This window comes from Pseudomonas sp. TWR1-1-3 (genome assembly GCF_049896805.1).
Classification (GTDB): Bacteria; Pseudomonadota; Gammaproteobacteria; order Pseudomonadales; family Pseudomonadaceae; genus Aquipseudomonas; species Aquipseudomonas bubulae.
On record NZ_JAFCUZ010000001.1, the window covers coordinates 926,771 to 948,000 of the forward strand.

Here is a 21,230-nt window from a genome sequence, read left to right on the forward strand (position 1 = left end):
CCAACCCTATGAAGCCTGTTAAGTATCTACTGTTGTCACTGCTGGGCATGAGCCTGCACGTTTCTGCGCAAACCGTTGTTGATGATGCCTGGGTGCGCGCCACCGTGGCCGGTCAGCCTTCGACCGGTGCCTTTATGCACATTACTTCGAGCACCGACAGCAAGCTGGTTGAAGTCCGTTCTGCGGTAGCCAAGACCGTACAGATCCACGAATCGAAGATGCAAAACGACGTGATGAGCATGCAGCCAGTGACATCGGTAGCGTTACCGGCGGGCAAGAGCGTGGCCATCGAACCTGAGGGCTACCATGTGATGCTGATTGACCTGGTCAATCAGGTCAAAGCCGGTGACCAGGTACCTTTGACCCTGATTGTTGAAGACAGCAAAGGGGTCAAGGAACAGATTGAGGTGAAGGCCGAGGCGCGTGCACTTAATAGCATGCCGATGCACCACGATCATGGTTCGATGCACTGATTCGCAGTTAAACGCCGTAGCAGCAGCCTCGTTCCTTCGGCAACTGCTACGGTTGGTTTACCTAAAACCGGCCCGTCAGCGGGTATTCGACCGCCAGGCGTATCTGGTCCGCATCCAGTTCGGCCTGTGCGGTATTGCCGCGATGGACATTATGTCGCAATGACATGATGGTGCCCTTGGCTGCACCGCTCTGCACCACATAGCGCGCTTCGAGATCCCGTTCCCAGTGCTTCCCGCCTTTGCCATAGCCCAGGTACGCATAGCCGCCCCGCGGATCCACATGGCTGCCGTCAATCTGGCTACCTCGCACATACGCTGCGCTGAACACCAGCCCCGGCATACCCCAGGGTGTCATCGCCAGGTCGTAACGCGCTTGCCATGATTGTTCGTTGGGTGCGTTGAAGTCAGATAGCTGGACCGCATTGGTCAGGAAAATCGCGCCCCGTGTCACATAATCAAATGGCGTGTTGCCATGCACTTTCTGATAGCCCACGCTGAAACTGTGCGGGCCCTGGGCATAGGTGCTCAGCAAACTCCAGGTGGTGTTATCGATATTGCCCGACAGCGCCTTGCCTTCATCGGTTGTGCGGTACAGGTTGAGGTTCAGCGACAGCGAGCGGTTTTCATCCAGCGCGTGGCTGAAGACGGCGCCCAGGTAATGCTGGTTCCAGGTGTCTTCGTAGCGCGAGGTGTAAAGGCTGGCGCTGAGGTTTTTGCTCGGGGTATACACCAGCCCGGCCAGGTCGAATGCATTGCCTTTGGGGCCATTGGAATAATTGACCACAAAGCCTTGATTGTGGCTGCTGGCATTGCGGTCGGTGCTTTCGGTGAAATGCCCACCGACCATTTTAAGGGCATTGAACTCGTTGCTGGTGAGGAACACCCCCGTGGCCGTTTCCGGCAGCAAGCGGCTGTCGGATGAGCTGAACACCGGGGTCTTGACCCGCTGCTCGCCCCAGGACAGCACCGTGTTTGACATACGCAGCTTGAGCGCCGCGCCACCCCGGCCGTAGTTGTCCTTGGGGTAGCCGTCGTTGTCCAGCCCAAGCAGGCGGGCCTTGCCGGCGCGACCGCCGCCACTGTCCAGCTTGAGGCCCATATAGGCGTGGGCATCCACCCCGACACCGATCAGGCCCTGGGTAAAGCCTGATTGCAGGGTGCCCATCAAGCCGTAGGCCCACTCTTCGGCATAGCCATTGCGATCGGAGCGCGATTTATAGGCATTGCGTGCGCCACTGTTGCTGGCTCCGTGGCGATACTCACGGCTGTCGTAGACCGTACGGTTGACCACACTCCAGGTGCTGTCTTCAATAAAGCCCTTGGCTTGCTCCTGGGCCGACTCCGCCACGGCCAGGGGGCTGGCGAGGGCGATCAGGATCGCGGAGCGCGTACCCACGGCACTCATTTCGCCACCTGCTGCTGTTGCAGTGCAGCAGTCAAACGGTCCAACGCGCGTTTGGGTAACGTGGCGGGCAGCACCGGGGGCTCGGTAGAAGGTTCGCCCACCTGAATCAGCATGACCATGCCCATGGCCAGGTGCGGGGTGCATTGAATGCCGTAGAGGCCGGGCACGCTGAAGGTTTGCTCTACCTCCTGGTTGATCTTGCCCTTGAACGGTTGCGCACCTTCAGGCAGCAGTCCGGGCAGTGTGGCCGCATTGTGGCCGCTTTGTGTGGGGATGAACCTGACCGTGTCGCCGGGGGCGATCTGCAGGTAATCCGGTTCATAGACCATACCGGCCGTGGCACTGCGGGTGAGCATTTTCACTTCGTGGGTTTGTGCCAGTGCCGAAGTACAGAGCAGGGCAGTGGTCAGCAGCAGAGTCAGGGATGAAATACGCATGGGTGGCTCTCTTAAATAGTATTCAAACGCACATACGCAGGATCTGCGCGCCGTCAAAAGGGTCAGTCAGGTAATGCGCCTGTACCCCGAATGTGCTCTGCAGCCGTTGCGGGGTCAGGACTTCAAGGGGTTTACCAAGCGCCATCAAACGGCCACGTTCAAGAATCGCCAGGCGATCACAGCTCAGGGCCTGATTGAGGTCGTGCATGGCGATCAGGGTGGTCACGGGCAGGGCATGTATGGTTTTTAATATGGCCAGCTGATGCTGGATATCCAGATGATTGGCGGGCTCATCCAGCAACAGGATTTGCGGGCGCTGGGCCAGGGCCCGGGCGATATGCACGCGTTGTCGCTCACCACCCGAGAGCCCGCGCCAGGTACGGTTGCGCAGATGCGTAGCATCCACATCGGCCAGTGCCTGCTCGACAATGGCCGTGTCCCCGGCTGACCACGGGCTTAGCGCCGACAGCCAGGGTGTACGGCCCAGCGCGACGGCATCAAAAACGCCAATGCTGTCGTGGGTGTCGGCATGCTGCTCGACCACCGCCAGGGTTTGCGCAATGTTGCGCTGGCTCATTTTGCGCAGCGCTTGCCCGTGCAGTAAAACCTGGCCCTGGCCGGGCACCCGCAGGTTGGCCAGCAGCTTGAGCAATGTGGACTTGCCGGAGCCGTTGGGCCCGACTATCCCCAGGGTTTCGCCGCGCTGCACACTGAGGGTGATGCCCTGCAACAGCTGGGCATCACCCACGCGGTAACTCAGGTTGCTACAACTCAGTACCGTCATCGTGCATGTCTCCGGCCGATCAGGATCAGCGCAAATACGGGCGCGCCCACCAGGGCAGTGACCACGCCGACGGGAATCACCTGGCCTTTTATCAAGGTGCGTGACAGCACATCGGCGGCAATCAGGAACAAGGCCCCGCCCAGGGCGCTGACGGGCAGCAGGCGGCCATGCCCGGTACCGGCCAGCAAGCGCACGGCGTGGGGAATGACCAGCCCGACAAAACCGATGGAGCCTACAATCGACACCATCACCGCCGTCACCAGCGCCGCACAACTGATCAGCAATAGCTGCACCCGGCGCACCGGGATACCCAATGAGGCCGCAGAGTCAGCACCAAAGGTGAATGCATCCAGCGCCCGTCGATGCCACAGGCACACCGCCAGCCCCAGCACCGCTACAGGCACTGCCAGCCATACCGAAGGCCAGCGCACGCCACTGAGGTTGCCCAGCAACCAGAACATGATCCCGCGAGCCTGTTCGGAACTGGCCGATTTGGTGATCAGGAAGGCAGTGATTGCGTTGAACAACTGAGAACCGGCAATGCCTGCCAGGATGATCTGGGCACTTACACCGGAGGGCCCGCTGGCCCGTGCCAGCAGAATAACCAGGGCAAAGGCGCAAATCGCCCCGGCAAAGGCCCCGGCCGACAGTGAAATGGCCCCGGCGCCCAGGCCAAGCACCGCGACCACAACGGCACCTGTGGACGCTCCGGCCGAAATGCCCAGCAGGTAGGGGTCGGCCAGCGGGTTGCGCAGCAAGGACTGCAATACCACGCCGCAGATGGCCAGCCCCGCACCGCAGGCCGCGGCCACCAGAGCTCGGGTCAGGCGATAGTTCCAGACAATGCCTTCGTCGATCGGGTCCAGTGCATGCCCGGCGCCCCACAGTTTGTTGGCCAGTACCTGCAGCACCACATCGGGTGCGATCGGAGTTTCACCGATAGCGACCCCGGCGAGTACAGCCAGCAGCAGTGCTGTACAGGCGGCGAAGGCAGTGATCAACCGTGCAGTCATTTAGGCAGGTCGTGGCGGCTGATCGCAGTTGCGAGTGTTTCGATGCCGTCGAACAGGCGCAGGCTGGCCTGCATCCCGTGGGCATCGAGGACAATGATGCGGTTGTTTTTCACGGCATCCATATTGCGGGTTACCGGGTCGGTACGCAGGAATTCAAGTTTTTTCTCGACGTCATCCGCCGGGAAGCGTCGGCGATCCATGCGCGCGATGACCAAAAATGTCGGGTTGGCCTTGGCCAGGGTTTCCCAGCCGACAGTTGGCCATTCTTCATCGGACTCCACCACATTGCGCACGCCCAGGGTGTTGAGCATAAAGTCGGGGATACCCTTGCGCCCGGCAACATATGGGTCGATATCCATGTCCGCACTGGAGAACCAGAACAGCGCACTGGTGGCGCTCAGGTCCTTGCCCTTGAGCGAGGCAATGGATTTTTCCAGGCTCGCCTTGAGCTGGTTGTTCAGTTGTTCACCGCGCGCCTGCACATCGAAGATCTCTGCCAGCTGGCTGATGCTCTTGTAGACAGTGTCGATACTGAATGGCTGCATGCGCGTGCCGTCGGCGCCAACCAGGTTGTCTTTGCCCTCGCAGTCAGAAGGCATCAGGTAAGTCGGTATCTTCAGTTCGTGAAACTGCTCGCGGGTGCCCACCACACCCTGCGGCCCCACCATCCACTCCAGCTGCACGACCACCAGCTCCGGGCGTTTCCCAATGACGGCTTCAAAGCTCGGGTCATTGTCGGCCAGGCGCTCAACCTTGTCGTTCTGTGCCTGGTATTGCACGGGGACATCGTTGAACCACAAAGAAGTACCCACCAGCCTGTCACCAAGGCCCAGGGCATAGAGCATTTCGGTGCCGGCCTGGCCAATGGTTACCGCGCTTTTGGGGGCATGCTCAAACGTCAGCGGGGTGGCGCAGTTCTGCAGGGTCAGGGGGTATTGCGTGGGGGTCGCATGGGCCAGGGCCGGCAAGGCCAGCGTGACCATGAGCGTAACAACGCGGTGCAACAGCATGATGCAATCTCCATTTGATCGTACACGGGGCACAGGTGCACGGACGGGAATGCATCATCGGGTACTGCTGCAGCAACAGTACAAAGCAGGATGCCTCCCCGGACACCCCGCCGGTTAGTTTGTGGACTTTGCCGGCAGGTCTCCTGACTGATGGGTCATCGCTTGCTCCAGCCTTCCCGGGGGGTATCCCAGTGGCAATCTTGGAGCAGGCTCGTCATCTACAGTTGCGGGGGCAGTTCCGTTGGGTGCTGAAAAAGCACTGCGGATTCCCTTTTAACCCCCCGTTAGGGGGGACCGGCGGCGGGATGATAATCGATCCTGTTTGCTAAAGGGGGCCGCCGTCAGAATCAGAAATACTTGAGCCAGGTGATATCCCGCCGGCGGGCTTTCAAGTTGGCGAACCAGCGCACCGGCAAATACAACGAAATGGCCAGCAGCACGGCCGTTAACCACACCGCCCCGATACTGTCGAAACCGAAATAGTTGCCCTGATTCAAGCCAAACAGGGCAACACTGGCCAGGTACAGCACTTTGAGTGCATACAGATGCAACAGATAGAAAAACATCGGGGCTGCGCCAAACACGGCCAGGGTGCTGATCCACTGGCGTTGTTGTGCCCGCTCAAACGTCAGCATCAGCAACAGGCCCACACCCAGGGTCAAGGCGAGAAACAACAGCGAAGGCGGGTATTTAGTGATATTGAAAAAACTCATCACGCTGTGCATGGCGGAGTCATGGCTTGCCCAGGGGGCTTCGCCATAGCCATTGAACAAACGCAGCAGCATAAAGCCGAGCAGGGCGCCACTGCCTGCCAGCAACAGATAGCGCTGGCGCAGGGCTGGCGGGGTGGAGCGGGTGAACCAGGGGCCCAGGCAATAACCCAGAGCAATCACGCCGATCCACGGCAACACCGGATAGGACGTGCGCATGCGCAAGCTGTCGCCCACTTCAATCCAGCCGCGATCATGCAAAATCGCCCAGGGCACATGCATCATCGAGCCCGCCGCAAAATGCAGGTTATCCAGCAGATTGTGCCCGGCGATGATTCCCAGGCCAAGTATCAGCAAGACCGGGCGTGGCAGCCACACCAGGGCGGCAAGGGCGATCATGCTGACGCCAATGGCCCAGATGACCTGCATGTAGATCACCGACGGCGGCAACTGGAAAGTCCAGGCGAAGTTGACCAGAGTGAACTCCAGCAGCACCAGAAACAGCCCGCGCTTGAACAGGAACGCCGAAACATCGCGTTTGCCCTGATACTTTTCGCCATACAGATACGCCGACAGACCGGTCAGCAAGACAAACACCGGCGCACACAGATGGGCCAGGGTACGGCTGAAGAACAGTGCAGGGTCGGTGATCTCGATATTCATCGGGTCGGCTACTTGCCGGTGCAGGAAGAACGTCTCGCGCACGTGGTCCAGCAGCATAAAGAGGATAACCAGGCCCCGCAGGGCATCGATGGACAGCAGGCGCTGATTCAAGGGGGGAGTAGGGAGGGTCATTGAAGGGTCGCTGGCAAGGGAATGTTATAAAGTACTGATACTGTATAACATTCCCTGTTTCGCTGTCACCCCTTTGAGAAACACTCTCAAAGCTGGATATGTCTAGCGCAGCACTTTCACCCAGGCCATCAGCAATGCCGAAGACAGCACCCCGGCCGTCATAAAGATATACGCCGCCCCCGGATTGCCGGTAAGGCCGATCAGGTAGCCCACGATCCAGGAGCCGACAAAGGCCCCCAGGGCGCCACAGGCATTGATCAGGCCAATGGCTCCGCCGAACACGTTCGAAGGAATAATCTCCGGTATCAGTGCGAAAAAAGGCCCATAAGGTGCGTAAAGTGCAGCACCGGCAATAGTCAGCAAAGCAAACGACAACCAGAAATGTGAAGACCCGAGCAGGAACGAGCAGAAGAAGGCCATCGCCCCCAGGGCCAGCAGCGGCCAGATGAAGGGTTTGCGCTGCTGGGTTTTGTCCGAAGCCCAGGACACAGCCAGCATCGTCGCTACCGCTGCGACATAAGGAACTGCGCTTAGCCAGCCAACTGTCACGATGTCCGCCGCCGCTGCCTGTTTGATAATGCTCGGCAGCCACATGATAAAACCGTACACGCCAATGCTCCACAGCGCATGCACACAGCACAACTGGATCACCACAGGGCTGGTAAACGCCTGACGGTAATTGCGCACTTGTTGCATGCCTTTCTGTTCATCAGCCAGGGTCGCGGCCAGTCGGGCTTTTTCCTGTGGCGTCAACCAGTTCACCTGTTCAGGCCTGTCTCGCGCCATGCGCCACCAGACGAAGGCCCAGAGCACCGCTGGCGCGCCTTCAATGATGAACATTTCGCGCCAGCCCCAGGCCTGGATCAGGTAGCCAGACAGCACCGACATCCACAATACGGTCACCGGGTTGCCCAGCACCAGGAAGGTATTGGCCCGCGAGCGCTCTTTGCGGGTGAACCAGTTGCTGATGAAAATCAGCATGGCCGGCATCACGGCCGCTTCGACAATGCCCAGGGAAACCCGAATAAACATCAGCATCGGGATATTGGTCACCAACCCCGTGGCCATGGCGCAAAAGCCCCACAGGATCAGGCTCCAGAACACCAGTTTGCGCACGCTGTACTTCTGCGCGTAAATCGCCCCCGGTACCTGGAAGAAAAAGTAACCGAGAAAAAACAGCGCACCGATCAGCGAGGACATGCCCTTGGTGATGCCCAGGTCCTGCTCGATGCCCGCCGCACTGGCGAAGCCGTAGTTGGCCCGGTCCAGGTAGGCCAGGCTGTAAGTAATGAATATCAGCGGGATCAGATACAGCCAGCGTTTGGTCGCGAAGCCCTGGGTCTTGACCTGCGCACTGCCGATCTCGCTCAAGGGCAGTGCTGGTTCTTTAAGCGTGCTCATGGGGTGTTCCTTGTTATTGTTTTTCAGGTGCGGGTCAAACAACGCTGGTCAGGCCCCCGTCCACAAACAGGGTTTGCCCGTTGATAAAGTCCGAAGCCGGCGAAGCCAGGAACACCGCGGCTCCGCACAGCTCATCAACCCGGCCCCAGCGGCCAGCCGGGGTGCGCTTGCACAGCCACTCGGAAAACTCCTGGTTATCGACCAGGGCGCGATTCATTTCGGTGGCAAAATAGCCCGGGGCCAGGCCATTGGCCTGGATGCCATGCCGTGCCCACTCGGCGCACATGCCTTTGGTGAGCATCTTCACTGCGCCTTTGGAGGCGGCATAAGGGGCGATGGTCGGGCGTGCCAGCTGGCTTTGCACCGAGCAGATATTGATGATCTTGCCGCGACCGCGGGCGATCATGTGCCGCGCAACAGCTTGGGAAACATGGAACACACCGTCCAGGTTGGTGCGCATCACGTCGTGCCAGTCGCTGGCGCTGAAGTCCTCCAGTGGCGCACGACGCTGGATGCCGGCGTTGTTGACCAGAATATCGATGGCCCCGACATCGCTCTCAAAGGTGTTGATCGCGGCTAGCAATTGCTCGCGGTCGGTCACATCGAAGGCCACGGATTCAGCCTTCAGCCCCTCGTTGCGCAGTTGAGCGGCCACGGCACGAGATTTATCGATATTGCGAGTGTTGATCACCACCGTTGCGCCAGCTGCGCCCAGGCCGCGGGCCAGTTCAAGCCCGATACCCTGGCCTGATCCGGTGATCAGGGCCCGACGTCCCTCAAGCTTGAAGCTGTTGATATTGAATGACATGCTGTTCTCCACAAATGGCCGTTTATTATTTTCAGCGGCCTTGTGGTTACTTCACCTCAAGCTATAAATGCAGTCCAATCGTCATTGCTGATCTCGTGATCAATATTCTTGATTAAGATATTGGAACGTACTGCAGTGAGGGCTTGTCCATAAAGCCTGTACTCCCATACGTTGAGGTGAACATGCGCAGCTTGATTTCTGCATCAATAATGGCCGGTCTTTTGTGCGCCATGCCTTACGCAGCACAGGCTGATGACGACAAACCCGGGGACTGCAAGCCGGGGCAGATACTGGCTGAGTCCATGGACCTGAGCAGTTGCTATGGCAACGGCGACAAGGCGCCTGATCAATTCATCCGGGACGCGGAGGCGATCAAGGACTGGCACGCCCGGGGCCTGCCAAAACCTGATGAACATGAACAGTGGGTGCAAATCAGCGGCCACTATGTGCTGGTCAATCGCGTCAATGCGGTGATCAAGGAGATCCGCACCAAAGACGCCAGAGTCCTGAGTAAATAACGGCTGGATCCCGGACCAGTCAGCTCCCACCGATTGCGCTGCTGGCAATCAGGGTGGGAGCGAGCTTGCTCGCGATGATGTCATGCCGATCAGCTTTAACCCGCAGCGCGGCCATGGGCTGCCGTGGCCAGTTGCCCGGTGTCGACCCGTACGAAAATCGAATCGCCCACCGCCGTCAGCACATCCCCGGCATAGACCTCGCATATAATCCGCGTTTTACGCCCCACGTCGCCTTCCACCCGGGCCCGCAAGGTCAGCGGCACGCCCATGGGCGTCGGTTTGATAAATTTGATTCCCAGGTTGCCCGTGACGCAATTGATCCGCGGCAGGCTGGCCGCATCGCGCTGCTCCATGCGGTAGTGATAAGCCATGGCTGTCCAGTTCGAATGGCAGTCCACCAGCATGGCGATCATGCCGCCGTATACCAGTTCGGGCCAACCGCAATATTTGGGGTCCGGCAGGTGTTCGGCAATCACATGCTCACCGTCTGCGTGCCAGTAACTCTTGATATGCAAGCCGTGAGGGTTGTGGCTGCCGCAGCCATAACAGACTCCATCGGGGGCGGCGCTGTCTTGCAGAGAGGTCGTTAGCCGGGACATATCATATTCATCCTCAAGGACCCGCCGACTTGTCGTGGCGGGCAATGTTCACAGCCAGCCGGGCTGTTGGAAAAGGTCTAAACCGGCGTCCGATTGCTGAGCAAAATCTTGCCGCTGGCCTCGGCAATCTGCTCGCCGCGCTGGTTGCTGCAATAGCCGCTGAGTACCGCAATACCGCCATTGCTGCGGGGTTTGTCGAGGGTTTCGGTAATGGTCCATTCGACACTCAGGGTGTCGCCTGCAAACACCGGGGCGATAAACCGGCAGTTATGCTCAAGGTAGGCCACGGCGGTGCCGTAGAAGTACATGCCGATGGAAGCAGACATGAAGGCGCTGGTCATTGGCCCATGCAGGATCGGTCGACCGAAACGGCTGCTGGCACAAAATTGGGCATCGCTGTGCAACGGGTTGAAGTCACCAAACATGCCGCAGGCACGGCTGATGTGTGACGCATCGATGGTCAGCGACTGGCCAAACGTTTCGCCCCGGGTAATTTCGTCGAAAGCCTTTCCTAGAAAATTCATGCTTGCAGCTCCATCGCAGTACGTTGCTCTTCCAGTTCACGCAGGGCCTTGCGAATGATTTTGCCCGTCGTGGTCATGGGCAGTTCGTCGAGGAATTCAATTTCACGGGGGTACTCATGGGCCGCCAGTTGTGCACGAACATGCGCCTGCAGCTCGCATATGGTGTTGTCGCTGGCGGCGTAGCCGTGGTTGAGGACGACAAACGCCTTGACCACCTCGGTACGAATCGGATCTTTCTTGCCAATAGCCGCCGCCATTTTCACCGCCGGATGCTTGATCAGGCAGTCTTCGATGGGGGTCGGTCCGATGCGATAGCCTGCGCTGGTGATGACGTCATCGTTGCGTCCAAGGAAGAAGATATAGCCATCCTCATCTATCGAGCCCTTGTCGCCCGTCACCAGCCAGCCGTTGAGGTATTTCTCGGCAGTGGCCTGGCTGTTTTCCCAATAGCGCAGCATCTGGCTGCCGTTGGGCGTGGCCACGGCAATATGCCCTGAACCACCTGTGGGCACGGGCACGCCATAGTCGTCGACGATGGCCACGTCAAACCCCTCGACCGCGCGGCCAATGGCATGGGGGCGGTAGATCCCCTGGCTGGCGCAGGAGGACACCACCAGATTGCATTCGGTCTGGCCATAAAATTCATTGATGCGCACACCCAGCGCCTGGTCGCCCCAGGCCAGCAGTTCATCACCCAGTGACTCGCCACCACTGGCAACCGACCGCAGCGCGAGATGCCAGCGCTGTTGCGGGTTTTCGACAGGGCGTAACAGCTTGAGAGCGGTGGGCGGGAAGAAGACATTTTTAATCTGCAATGCTTCAATCAGGGCAAATACGTCTTCAGGCACAAACTTGTCAGCGCGGTGGGCCACCACCGGCACGCCGTGATACCAGGCAGGTAGCAGCACATCGAGCAACCCGCCAATCCATGCCCAGTCTGCCGGGGTCCACATCCGGTCACCGGGCTGGGGGAAGTCGTCGTGTGAACTGCGCACGCCGGGCAAATGCCCGAGCAACACGCGATGGGCATGCAAAGCGCCTTTAGGATGGCCGGTGGTGCCGGAGGTGTAGATGATCAGTGCCGGATCCTCGGCCGCCGTATCGAGGGTCTCGAACTGGTCACTGTGGCACTGCAGTTGCTCATGGTAATCAAGCACGTCATTACGATGCGCGGGTGCATCGATAACGTAGCACAGATGTAAGTGGGCAAGGCCGGCACGAATTCCGTCGATCTTCTGCAGGCCGCTGGCGTCGGTGATCAGCGCACGCATTGAACAGTTCGAAGCGCGATGTTCGATGGCGTCCGCACCGAACAGCTTGAACAGCGGAACCGCAATGGCGCCCAGCTTGTACAGCGCGATATGGGCGGTGCCGGCCTCCAGGCCTTGAGGGAGCATGATCCCGACCCTGTCACCTGCGTTGATACCTTGTGTGCGCAAACTGTTGGCCAGGCGGTTGGCCTGTTGTTGCAAGGCCAAAAAGCTGTGGTATTGAACCGTGCCATCGGCATTTTTCTGGATGATCGCAATGCGTTCAGGGTCGTCAGCCCAGCGGTCACAGCAAGCCCGGGCAATATTGAAACGCTGCGAAGCATCCCGTTGCGGGTCGCTGGGAGAGAGAGGTGCCGTGTTCATGGTCGAGTCCTTGTTGTTATGCGCCATGGTCAGAAGCTGCCGAACGTTGAACCCAGCACCATGACCACCAGCAAGGCGGTCATGGGCACAACGGTCGTCATCATGAAAATTTGCGGGTAGGACTGGCGGTGCGTAAGGTTACAAATTGCCAGTAAGGTGATCACCGCGCCCGAGTGGGGCAGGGTGTCCAGGCCGCCGGCAGCAATGGTAGCGACCCGGTGAAACAGGTCGGGGCTGATGCCCGCGGCTTCGATCATGCGCAGATAGTCCGCGCCCAGGGTGCGGAAGGCGATGCTCAGGCCTCCGGACGAGGAGCCGGTAATGCCTGCCAGCACGTTCATGCTGAGCACGGCCGAAATCAGCGGATGCTCCGGCGAGACATTGAGGATGGTGTCCTTGATCAGCGCAAATCCGGCCATACCGGCGATCACCGCGCCATAGGCCACTTCCGAAGCTGTGTTGAAGATCGGCAGCAGGGCGCCGATGGTGCCCTTGTTGAGGGTGACCGTCAGGTTGTCCCAGCGGCGCCAGTTGAGCAGGATCACAAATACGATTGCGCACATCAGGGCCAACAGCACGGACCACAGCCCTATGACGCTCACCGGGTCGATGTTGCCAAAGCGCTCTTCACGCAAAACGCTGAGGTCCAGGGCAGGCAGGATCCAGTAGCTGAACGCCGCGTTCAGGCCGATCACCACGATTATCGGCAGCAGGGCTACGAGCAGTCCGGGTTTTTTTATGCTGGCATTCGACGCTATTTCGTCGTCATGGGGGCCGTAGCCTTCACCCTTGGCCATGGCCTTGCGGGCTCGCGATTGCAACATCCAACTGCCCATCCACAGCATGACGATCGACGCGATGATGCCCAGGCCCGGGGCGGCGAAGGTGGTGGTGCCCAGATAAGCCGTGGGAATCGAGTTCTGTATCGACGGTGCGCCAGGCAGCGCGGTCATGGTGAAGGTAAAGGCCCCCAGCGCGATGGCCGCTGGCATATAGCGTTTTGGCGTGCCGGACTCACGAAAAATTGCCGCCCCGATCGGGTATACGGCAAAGGCCACCACAAACAGCGATACGCCACCGTAGGTCAACAGCGCACAGGCCAGCACTACGGTGAGAATTGCATGGCGATGGCCGAGTTTGCGCATAAACCAGTCAGCGATGGTATGCGCTGCTCCGGAGTCGGCGACCAGCTTGCCGAACAGGGCACCGAGTATGAACAGGGGGAAAAACTTGATCACATAGAGCCCCAGCTCCTTCATGAACAGCTGGGTAAAGGTGGGCATGATATCTGCGGCTGCCCCGCTGAGAAGAACGGCCAGCGCGGCCATCAACGGCGCCAGGATCAAAACCGTCACGCCCCGGTAGGCGAAAAACATCAACAACAGAAGGGATATCAGTATCGCCATCGTGCTCATGGGTGGCTCTCTTATAATTATTGTTTTGGCTTGTTTTTGTGCTTACGTTTACGTTTGCGTCAACCTAGAGCACGTATGCGACCCTGTCAACCTTGCCCCCTGTATTCATCCGCCGCGCGGATCTGTCGAGGGTCGTGCAGCCTGGAGGTGATGGCTGGAACCGATAAACATATACATCGCCGGCACCATGAACAGCGTCAGCAGGGTGCCGATAGACAGCCCGGCGAAGATCACCAGCCCCATGTCATGGCGCCCTGCAGCCCCGGCACCGGAAGCCCAGACCAGCGGCACCACGCCCAGTACCATCGCGGCCGTGGTCATCAGGATCGGGCGCAGACGCACGCCGGCGGCTTCCTCAATGGCCTCACGCTTGCTGCGGCCTGCGCGTTGCAGTTCATTGGCAAATTGCACGATCAGGATCCCGTGCTTGGTGATCAGCCCCAGCAGCGTCACCAGGCCCACCTGGGTGTACACATTGATCGAGGCAAAGCCCATGGTAATAAAGGCCAGCGCACCAAACAGTGCCGGCGGCACCGAGAACAGAATGACCACCGGATCGCGGAAGCTTTCGAACTGGAAGGCCAGGGCCAGGTAGACGATTAATATCGAGAACAGCAGCAAGCCGACAAAGCCGCCGGACTCTTGCATGAACTGACGCGACTCGCCGGAAAAGTCCGAGGTGTAACCCGAGGGCGCAATATCGTTCAGGATAGTGTTGAGCCTGGCCAGCAACTCGCCCTGGGCCACACCGCTGACGCCCGAGAGGGTCGCCGAGTTCAACTGCTGGAAGTGATTGATCGACTCGGGTTGTGTCGAGGTCTCGATATGCGCCACCGTGCGCGCCGGGATCATCACACCGGCGGGCGTACGGATGTTGTAATCGAGAATCTGCTCGGGGTTGAGCCGGTCAACCTGCAGTACTTGCGGGATGACTTTGTATGAGCGCCCGGCGGTCGAGAAGTAATTGACGTAGTTGCCACCCAATGCAGCTGACAGGGCTGCGCCGACATCTGCCTGGGTCATGCCCAGTGCGGCAATTTTTTCCCGGTCGACCACCAGTCTGGCCTGCGGTTTGTCCAGTTTCAGGTCCATGTCGGCAAACCAGAACAAATGTTGCTTCTGGGCTTCGGCCATCACGGCCTGAGCCACTTCATTGAGGTTTTCTACCGAGTCGGTGGTGGTGATCACAAACTGCACCGGCAATCCCTGGGCGCCCGGTAACGAAGGCAATGGGAAGGCAGCGACGGTGGCCCCCGGCACCTGATTCCATTTTTGCTGAAGATCGAAGATCAGCTCGGCCTGGGAGCGTGTGCGTTCGCTCCAGGGCTTGAGCAAGACCCCGCCCAGGCCCTGATTGAGGGCGGGCAGCCCGGTCAGCTGGAACATCTGCGCGTATTCAGGCTCCTTGCTGGCGATCTGAAACGCCTGGTCGGCAATGCGCTCCATCTGTTGCGGTGCAGCTGTGGGCGGGCCTTTGATCATCATGAACACCAGCCCCTGGTCTTCGGTCGGTGACAGTTCGCTTTTGGCGGTCATGCCACTGGCGGCGACCAGTACAAACAGGACAAAGCCAAAGGTCACCAGCACCGGCCAGATATCCAGACCGGCTGACAAAACGCGATGGTAACGCCCGCGCAGCCAGTCAAAACACTGATCGAGCCGGCGCGCGAAGCGACCTTCATCCTGCCCGGGTTGCAACAGCCGGGAGGTCATCATCGGTGACAGCGTCAAGGCCACCACTGCCGATACCGTTACCGCACCGGCCAGGGAAAAACAGAACTCCTTGAACAGTGCCCCCGTCAAGCCGCTGCGCAGCCCGATCGGCACATAGGCGGCAATCAGCACCACCGTCATCGCGATGATCGGGCCGCCCAGTTCACGCGCCGCCATCAACGCGGCTTCAAATACACTTTTGCCTTGTTCCTTGATATGCCGGTCGACGTTTTCCACCACGATAATCGCGTCGTCCACCACCAGACCAATGGCCAGAACCAATGCAAGCAAGGTCAGCAGGTTGATCGAGTAACCCAGCAGATACATGACAAAGAAGGTGCCGACCAGCGACAGCGGTATCGCCACCAGTGGCACTATCACCGCGCGGAATGAGCCGAGGAACAGGTAGATGACCACCGACACTATGACCATTGCTTCCACCAGGGTCTTGACCACCTCGACAATCGAAGTATTGATGAACGCTGTGGAGTCATAAACGATTTCGCCGCGCACGCCTGCAGGCAATTGCGCTTGCAGTTCGGGGAAGGCGTCGCGCACGCTGCTGGCAACGCTGAGGATATTGGCATTGGGCGCGGCTTTGATACCGACAAACACCGAACGTTTGCCGGAAAACGCCACGCTGCTGTCGTAGCTTTCTGCACCCAGGGTCACAGTGGCGACATCTTCCAGGTACACCAGGGCATCGTCGTTGTTCTTGATCACCAGCCGCTTGAATTCATCCACCGTGTGCAAGTCGGTTCCGGCCGTCAGGTCTACCGTGACCATTTGCCCGCGGGTTGAACCCACGGCAGACAGGTAGTTGTTGTTGGCCAGCGCCGCGACTACGTCCTGGGCGGTGACGTTATGGGCCGCCAGTTTGTCCGGGTCCAGCCAGGCACGCAGGGCGAACTGGCGCCCACCGAGGATTTCTGCGGTTTGCACGCCCTGGATCGAGTCGAGCTTGGGTTTGACCACCCGCACCAGATAATCGGTGATGTTATTGGTGGGCAGGGTGTCGCTGTAGAACCCCAGGTACATGGCATCCGTGGTTTGCCCCACCGCAACCGACAGCACCGGTTCCTGGGCCTGGGCCGGTAGCTGGTTCTTGACCGAGTTGACCTGGGTGTTGATCTCGGTCAGGGCCTTGCTGGCGTCGAAGTTCAGCCGCAGCGTGGCGGTAATGGTCGAGACCCCGGTAATACTCGACGAAGACAGATAATCGATGCCCTGGGCCTGGGCGATCGCCGACTCCAGTGGCTGGGTGATAAACCCGGCAACTGTGGCTGCATCGGCGCCGTAGTAGGCGGTAGTAATAGTGACCACCGCATTTTCGGTTCGCGGCCATTGGTTGACCGGCAATTCGAAGATCGAACGTAGCCCCAGGATCAGGATAAACAGCGAAACCACTACGGCCCAGACCGGGCGCTGGATAAAGGTATCGGTGAGCTTCATGGGTCACCTTTAATGTTCTTGAGGCGTTGGCGCCGCATCGTTGAGCGGCGCAGCACTGTTGTCGATCTGCACCGGTGAGCCATTTTTGAGTTTCATCTGACCACTGGTGATCAACAGGTCGCCTTCCTTCACACCGGACAGGATGGCGACCTGATCGCCACGGGTCGGTCCGGTCTTGATAAAGGTCTGTTGTGCCGTGAGAACGTCTTCACCCTTGTCGTTCTTGCTCGACAGCGCGATAAAAACGGTGGTGCCGTAGGGGTTATAGGTGACGGCTGTCTGTGGCACGGTCAGGTAGCGCAGCACCGCCCCCGAGTCGACAACTGCGCGGGCAAACATGCCGGGCACCAGGTTCTTCCCGGGGTTGGCAACGCTGGCTTCGACCGTGACGTTACGCGTGGTCGGGTCGAAGCGGGTGTCTATGGTGCTGACGCGCCCCGTGAATGTCTGGTTGGAGAGGCCGTCGGCGGTCACCGATACTTTTTGGCCGACGGCAATGGCTTCCAGTTGGGTCTGGGGCACGTTGAAGTCGATATAGATGGGGTCGAAGGTTTGCAACGTGGCGATTTTGTCACCGGGGTTGAGGTATTGCCCGGGGTTGACAGCGGTAATGCCTATACGCCCGGCAAAGGGCGCACGAATGGTTTTTTGCGCCACCAGCGCCCGCTGCTGTTCTGCGGCGGCCAGTTTGGCTTTGAGGTCTGCGTTGTCGGTGTCCACTTGCGCCTGGGACACGGCGTTGACCGCCAGTTGTGCGCGGTCACGCTTGAGGACGATGGCGGCCAGGTCCGCCGTGGCTTCCAGCGAATGGAGCAGGGCGATGTCCGAATCAGCATTCAATTGAACCAGCAGCGCCTGTGCTGCCACTTCCTGGCCCGGTGTAAAACCGATGCTGCGCACAATGCCGCCCGCTTCGGTGGTCACATCGACCCCGCGCACGGCTTTTATCGAGCCCACGGCGGTCACCGTCGGCTGCCAGTCGTCGAACGGTACTTGCATGGCGGTGACGACGGCGGCGGGCAAGGGCTGCTTTGCCTGGTTAATCATGGCTGAGATCTGCGCGAACTTGACCCCGGCGATGATCGCGACAATCACCAGCACCACCCCGATCATGATAAGCATCGGCCGCCACAGCCTGCGCCTTGCAGTGGGTTGCGCGAGTGAGTCGTTGTTGACGTCAGCCATGGTTGTTCTCGCTGTTTCAATGGTATTCAGTCGAGCCGCGTGGGTTTGGCGGGCGCGGTCTTGTTGTGACTCGGCATGAGTTCTTGCCAGGTCGGCAAGCCGAATCGGTCAGGGCGGCCCTGGGGGTCAGGGTCGCTGCGGTTCCACCAGCCGCCGCCCAGAGCCTGGAACAGCGCTGCGGTATCGCTGTAGCGCACGGCCTGGGCCTGGACCCGGCTGAGCACGGTGTTCTGGTAGGTTTGCTGCGCCGTGAGCAGGTTGATATAAGCCACCGCTCCCAGGCGGTACTGCGCCTGCACCAGGGCAAGGCTGGCCTGGGCGGACTGCTCCGCAGCCACTTGCTGCTTGAGCGCCTCGGCATCGGCCTCCAGCGCCCTGAGCGCGTTGGCCACATCCTGGAATGCGGCAAGCACCGTACCGCGGTACTGCGCCGCCGACTGGTCATACGCCGCGACCGCCGCCCGTTTTCGGTGTTCAAGCGCACCGGCATCGAACAGCGGTTGGGCAATTGCCCCGGCCAGGCTCCATACACCCGAGCCTGCGGAAAACAGCGTGCTGCCGCTGGCTACCGTGGAACCCAATGAACCGGTAATGCTGAACTGTGGCAACTGATTGGCCACCGCCACGCCAATATTGGCACTGGCCTCATGCAGTTGCGCCTGAGCGGAGCGCACATCCGGACGCTGTTCGACGATTGCCGAGGGCAGACTCACCGGCAATTCTTGCGGCAGATGCAGGGAAGCCAGGTTGAAACGCTCGCCCTTGTCCTGATTGGGGAACCTGCCCAGGTAGGCCATCAACTGGTTCCGGGTTTGCGCCAACTGCTTTTGCAAGGGCGCCAGAGTAGCGCGGGTTTGCGCCAGGGCAGTTTGCTGGGTCAATACATCGGTATCGGCAATGGCACCGAGGCGCCGCTGCGCCTGCAGCAGGTCGAGCTGGTCGCTCTGTAGCTGGATGATTTGCCCGGTCGCCGCAATCTGATCGCGCAGGGACGCCAGGCTGACGGCGGTATTGACCACATTGGTGGATAGCGTGAGGTAGGTGGCCTCAAGCTGAAAACGCTGGTACTCGGCTTGCGCCGTGGACGACTCGATCTGCCGGCGCGTACCGCCGAAGACATCCGGCGCATAGGACACGCTCAGTGACGCGGAGCTGAGTGTGAGAATCGGCGACGACGCCGTACCGGATGTGGTCCCGGAGACTTTCTGGCGGGTTTTCGACAAATTGCCGTTCAGGACGGGAAACAAGGAAGCCTGATCGACATACACCTGCTCATTGGCCTGGCGCAATGCTGCTTGCGCGGCGCTGATATCGGGGTTGGCGCGCAAGGCCTCTTCCACCAGAGCGTTCAATTCCGGCGAGCGGAACAATGTCCACCATTGCCCGGGTATATCCATGCCGGCAATCAGGCGTTGCGCAGCGCCGCCAGCGTCGATATCGGACCGGGCGGTGGCCGTAAGGTTGTGCGTGGAGTAACCGGCATCCGCAGCGACTTCGGGACGAACAAAGTCAGGCCCCAGGGTACAACCTGCGAGGGCAATGAACAGCAGACTCAGCGGCAAGCACCGTTGCATCCGACAGCCCTCCTGAAAGGGCAGGTAGTGACGGGATTCAAGTCACGTTGGCAGTTGGACTGAACGTTAATCCAAGCGCGGGACAACCGCAACCAGAGGAAACCTTCGCCCTCGGCGGGGTGTACAGGTTACGGGGCCACTCTGGCTTACTCGTCCACTTGGACGAGGCGCTTGCACGCAGGATCGGGCTAGCTTTCGCTCAGGGTGTTGTGCGGGCCCTTGTTCAGTTGAGGAGGCATCAATGAGTTGTGCAATTTCTTGCGCTGATGGTCTGGCAGCCCTGTTGCTTGAGCAGAAAGCCGCGTTCAACGCTCAGGGCGCAGTCAGCGCTGCGCAGCGCCGGGCGCGAATCCAGCGGGTAATCGACATACTGGTGGACCACCACCTGGCGCTGGCCGAGGCGATGGATGCCGACTTTGGCGGTCGCCCCCGGGGGTTCTCATTGATGAACGATGTGCTGGGGGCACTGGGCTCGCTCAAGCACGCCCGGGACCACCTCGAAAGCTGGATGCAGGATGAACCGCGACAGGTCTTCAGCCCCTATGACCAGCTCGGTGCCCAGGCATGGGTGATGTACCAGCCCAAGGGCACCGTGGGCATTCTGGGGACCTGGAACGCGCCGCTGTACACACTGCTCAGCCCGCTGGCTTCGGCGCTGGCGGCAGGTAACCGGGCGATCCTCAAGCCCTCGGAGGTGGTACCGCGCACTGCCGCGCTGGTTGCCAGGCTGTTTGCCGAACTGTTCGACCCGCTGGAAGTGGGGGTGGTCACCGGCGGCGCCGACCTGGCCCAGGCTTTTACTGCGCAACCCTTTGATCACCTGGTGTTTACCGGCAGTACCGCCGTGGCCCGCTCGGTGATGGGTAATGCAGCGCAAAACCTGGTGCCGGTGACACTGGAACTAGGCGGTAAATCGCCAGTGATCGTTGCCCGCAGCGCGGATCTGGCCACGGCGGCCTTTCGCATTGCTCTGTCCAAGACCACCAACAGCGGTCAGGTCTGCATCAACCCGGACCTGGTCTACGTTGCCCGTGAGCAGCTTGAGGCGTTTATCAATGCCTTTGCTGGCGCTTACCGCGGGTTCATCCCCGAGGTAAGCGACAACCCGGATGTAGTTGCCGTGGTCAACCCACAACATCTGGCCCGGGTGGAAAATCTGGTTGACCAGGCCCGTCAAGCCGGTGCCCGGGTGATAAGCCTGCCCTATGCGCAAGCGGTCGATATGCAAAACCGTCGGCGCCCGCTGCAACTGGTTATCGACCCGCCTCAAGACAGCCTGATCATGCACGAAGAGATCTTCGGCCCGGCCATGGTCGTGCTGCCCTACGACGAGGTCAACCAGGTGATTGCGCATATCAATGACCGACCACGGCCACTGGCCCTCTACTACTTTGGCAACGATGCCCTTGAACAGCGTCATGTGCTGGAGCACACCCTGTCCGGTGGCGTCACCCTCAATGACGTGATGATGCATGCCGCCCTGCATGATGCTCCGTTCGGCGGTATCGGCGGCTCGGGCATGGGCCATTACCACGGCCGTGAAGGGTTCCTTGAATTCAGCCACCTGCGCACCGTACTCAAGGCACCCGACCACGACCCGCGCGGCGAATGGGGCTTGCTGCCGCCTTATAGCGAGCATTTCGAGGCGGCAATGCTGGCGCAGATCACTCGGGATTGATCCTGGCTGACGGTTGTTTTGTTCGTCCATACAGACGAAGCGGCGGGGCGCAGACAGCCTTAGAGTGAGCCGCACACAAGCACGTTTTCTAACAGTCTGGAG

The 21,230-nt window shown here is 59.9% G+C and carries 18 protein-coding genes and 1 riboswitch; of the genes, 3 read left to right on the forward strand and 15 right to left on the reverse strand.

Going from position 1 to position 21,230, the window contains the following annotated elements; all coding sequences use genetic code 11:
• Positions 1–8: 8 nt before the first annotated feature.
• Complete coding sequence (locus ACP7BE_RS04045) at positions 9–473, forward strand: copper chaperone PCu(A)C (protein WP_095019180.1); 465 nt, start codon at positions 9–11, stop codon at positions 471–473.
• 61 nt (positions 474–534) lie between these two features.
• Here ACP7BE_RS04045 and ACP7BE_RS04050 read toward each other — a convergent pair whose 3' ends face one another.
• The 8 genes from ACP7BE_RS04050 to ACP7BE_RS04085 form a co-directional block, all read right to left on the reverse strand.
• The gene (locus tag ACP7BE_RS04050) at positions 535–1,878 is read right to left on the reverse strand and encodes an OprD family porin (RefSeq protein WP_095000248.1); all 1,344 of its coding nucleotides are present in this window, start codon (positions 1,876–1,878) and stop codon (positions 535–537) included.
• Positions 1,875–2,315, reverse strand: a complete 441-nt coding sequence (locus ACP7BE_RS04055) for a pseudoazurin (RefSeq protein WP_095038811.1) — start codon at positions 2,313–2,315, stop codon at positions 1,875–1,877. The genes ACP7BE_RS04050 and ACP7BE_RS04055 overlap by 4 nt, the downstream gene beginning before the upstream one ends.
• A gap of 22 nt (positions 2,316–2,337) precedes the next feature.
• Positions 2,338–3,099 (reverse strand): ABC transporter ATP-binding protein, encoded by a 762-nt coding sequence (locus ACP7BE_RS04060; RefSeq protein ID WP_095000246.1) that lies wholly within the window; start codon positions 3,097–3,099, stop codon positions 2,338–2,340.
• On the reverse strand, positions 3,096–4,112 hold the full coding sequence (locus ACP7BE_RS04065) for a FecCD family ABC transporter permease (RefSeq protein WP_095019937.1): 1,017 nt from the start codon (positions 4,110–4,112) through the stop codon (positions 3,096–3,098). Before ACP7BE_RS04065 ends, ACP7BE_RS04060 begins: the two co-directional genes overlap by 4 nt.
• On the reverse strand, positions 4,109–5,122 hold the full coding sequence (locus ACP7BE_RS04070; protein WP_095024681.1) for an ABC transporter substrate-binding protein: 1,014 nt from the start codon (positions 5,120–5,122) through the stop codon (positions 4,109–4,111). The genes ACP7BE_RS04065 and ACP7BE_RS04070 overlap by 4 nt, the downstream gene beginning before the upstream one ends.
• 116 nt (positions 5,123–5,238) lie before the next feature.
• Positions 5,239–5,436: riboswitch (cobalamin riboswitch) on the reverse strand.
• 33 nt (positions 5,437–5,469) lie between these two features.
• Complete coding sequence (locus ACP7BE_RS04075; protein WP_426104827.1) at positions 5,470–6,627, reverse strand: DUF1624 domain-containing protein; 1,158 nt, start codon at positions 6,625–6,627, stop codon at positions 5,470–5,472.
• 102 nt (positions 6,628–6,729) lie between these two features.
• Positions 6,730–8,028, reverse strand: a complete 1,299-nt coding sequence (locus ACP7BE_RS04080) for an MFS transporter (protein WP_426104829.1) — start codon at positions 8,026–8,028, stop codon at positions 6,730–6,732.
• A gap of 34 nt (positions 8,029–8,062) precedes the next feature.
• Positions 8,063–8,836, reverse strand: a complete 774-nt coding sequence (locus ACP7BE_RS04085; RefSeq protein WP_426104831.1) for an SDR family NAD(P)-dependent oxidoreductase — start codon at positions 8,834–8,836, stop codon at positions 8,063–8,065.
• A 182-nt stretch (positions 8,837–9,018) separates the two neighbouring features.
• Here ACP7BE_RS04085 and ACP7BE_RS04090 point away from each other — a divergent pair, with 182 nt between their 5' ends.
• Positions 9,019–9,354: an RcnB family protein gene (locus tag ACP7BE_RS04090; protein ID WP_095000240.1), complete on the forward strand. Its 336-nt coding sequence runs from the start codon at positions 9,019–9,021 to the stop codon at positions 9,352–9,354.
• A 95-nt stretch (positions 9,355–9,449) separates the two neighbouring features.
• Here the strand turns inward: ACP7BE_RS04090 and ACP7BE_RS04095 are convergent, their stop codons facing one another.
• From ACP7BE_RS04095 to ACP7BE_RS04125, 7 genes are all read right to left on the reverse strand, one after another.
• Positions 9,450–9,953: a PaaI family thioesterase gene (locus ACP7BE_RS04095; protein ID WP_426104833.1), complete on the reverse strand. Its 504-nt coding sequence runs from the start codon at positions 9,951–9,953 to the stop codon at positions 9,450–9,452.
• A 77-nt stretch (positions 9,954–10,030) separates the two neighbouring features.
• The gene (locus tag ACP7BE_RS04100) at positions 10,031–10,477 is read right to left on the reverse strand and encodes a MaoC family dehydratase (RefSeq protein ID WP_095023906.1); all 447 of its coding nucleotides are present in this window, start codon (positions 10,475–10,477) and stop codon (positions 10,031–10,033) included.
• The gene (locus ACP7BE_RS04105; protein WP_426104836.1) at positions 10,474–12,111 is read right to left on the reverse strand and encodes an AMP-binding protein; all 1,638 of its coding nucleotides are present in this window, start codon (positions 12,109–12,111) and stop codon (positions 10,474–10,476) included. The genes ACP7BE_RS04100 and ACP7BE_RS04105 overlap by 4 nt, the downstream gene beginning before the upstream one ends.
• A gap of 29 nt (positions 12,112–12,140) precedes the next feature.
• On the reverse strand, positions 12,141–13,526 hold the full coding sequence (locus tag ACP7BE_RS04110) for a GntP family permease (protein WP_095000237.1): 1,386 nt from the start codon (positions 13,524–13,526) through the stop codon (positions 12,141–12,143).
• A gap of 105 nt (positions 13,527–13,631) precedes the next feature.
• Positions 13,632–16,691: an efflux RND transporter permease subunit gene (locus ACP7BE_RS04115; protein ID WP_426104838.1), complete on the reverse strand. Its 3,060-nt coding sequence runs from the start codon at positions 16,689–16,691 to the stop codon at positions 13,632–13,634.
• A gap of 9 nt (positions 16,692–16,700) precedes the next feature.
• Complete coding sequence (locus ACP7BE_RS04120; protein ID WP_179292895.1) at positions 16,701–17,813, reverse strand: efflux RND transporter periplasmic adaptor subunit; 1,113 nt, start codon at positions 17,811–17,813, stop codon at positions 16,701–16,703.
• An 89-nt stretch (positions 17,814–17,902) separates the two neighbouring features.
• Complete coding sequence (locus ACP7BE_RS04125; protein WP_426104840.1) at positions 17,903–19,450, reverse strand: efflux transporter outer membrane subunit; 1,548 nt, start codon at positions 19,448–19,450, stop codon at positions 17,903–17,905.
• A 241-nt stretch (positions 19,451–19,691) separates the two neighbouring features.
• On the opposite strand from ACP7BE_RS04125, the gene ACP7BE_RS04130 reads away from it, so the two are divergent.
• Complete coding sequence (locus ACP7BE_RS04130) at positions 19,692–21,128, forward strand: coniferyl aldehyde dehydrogenase (protein WP_426104842.1); 1,437 nt, start codon at positions 19,692–19,694, stop codon at positions 21,126–21,128.
• Positions 21,129–21,230: the final 102 nt, after the last annotated feature.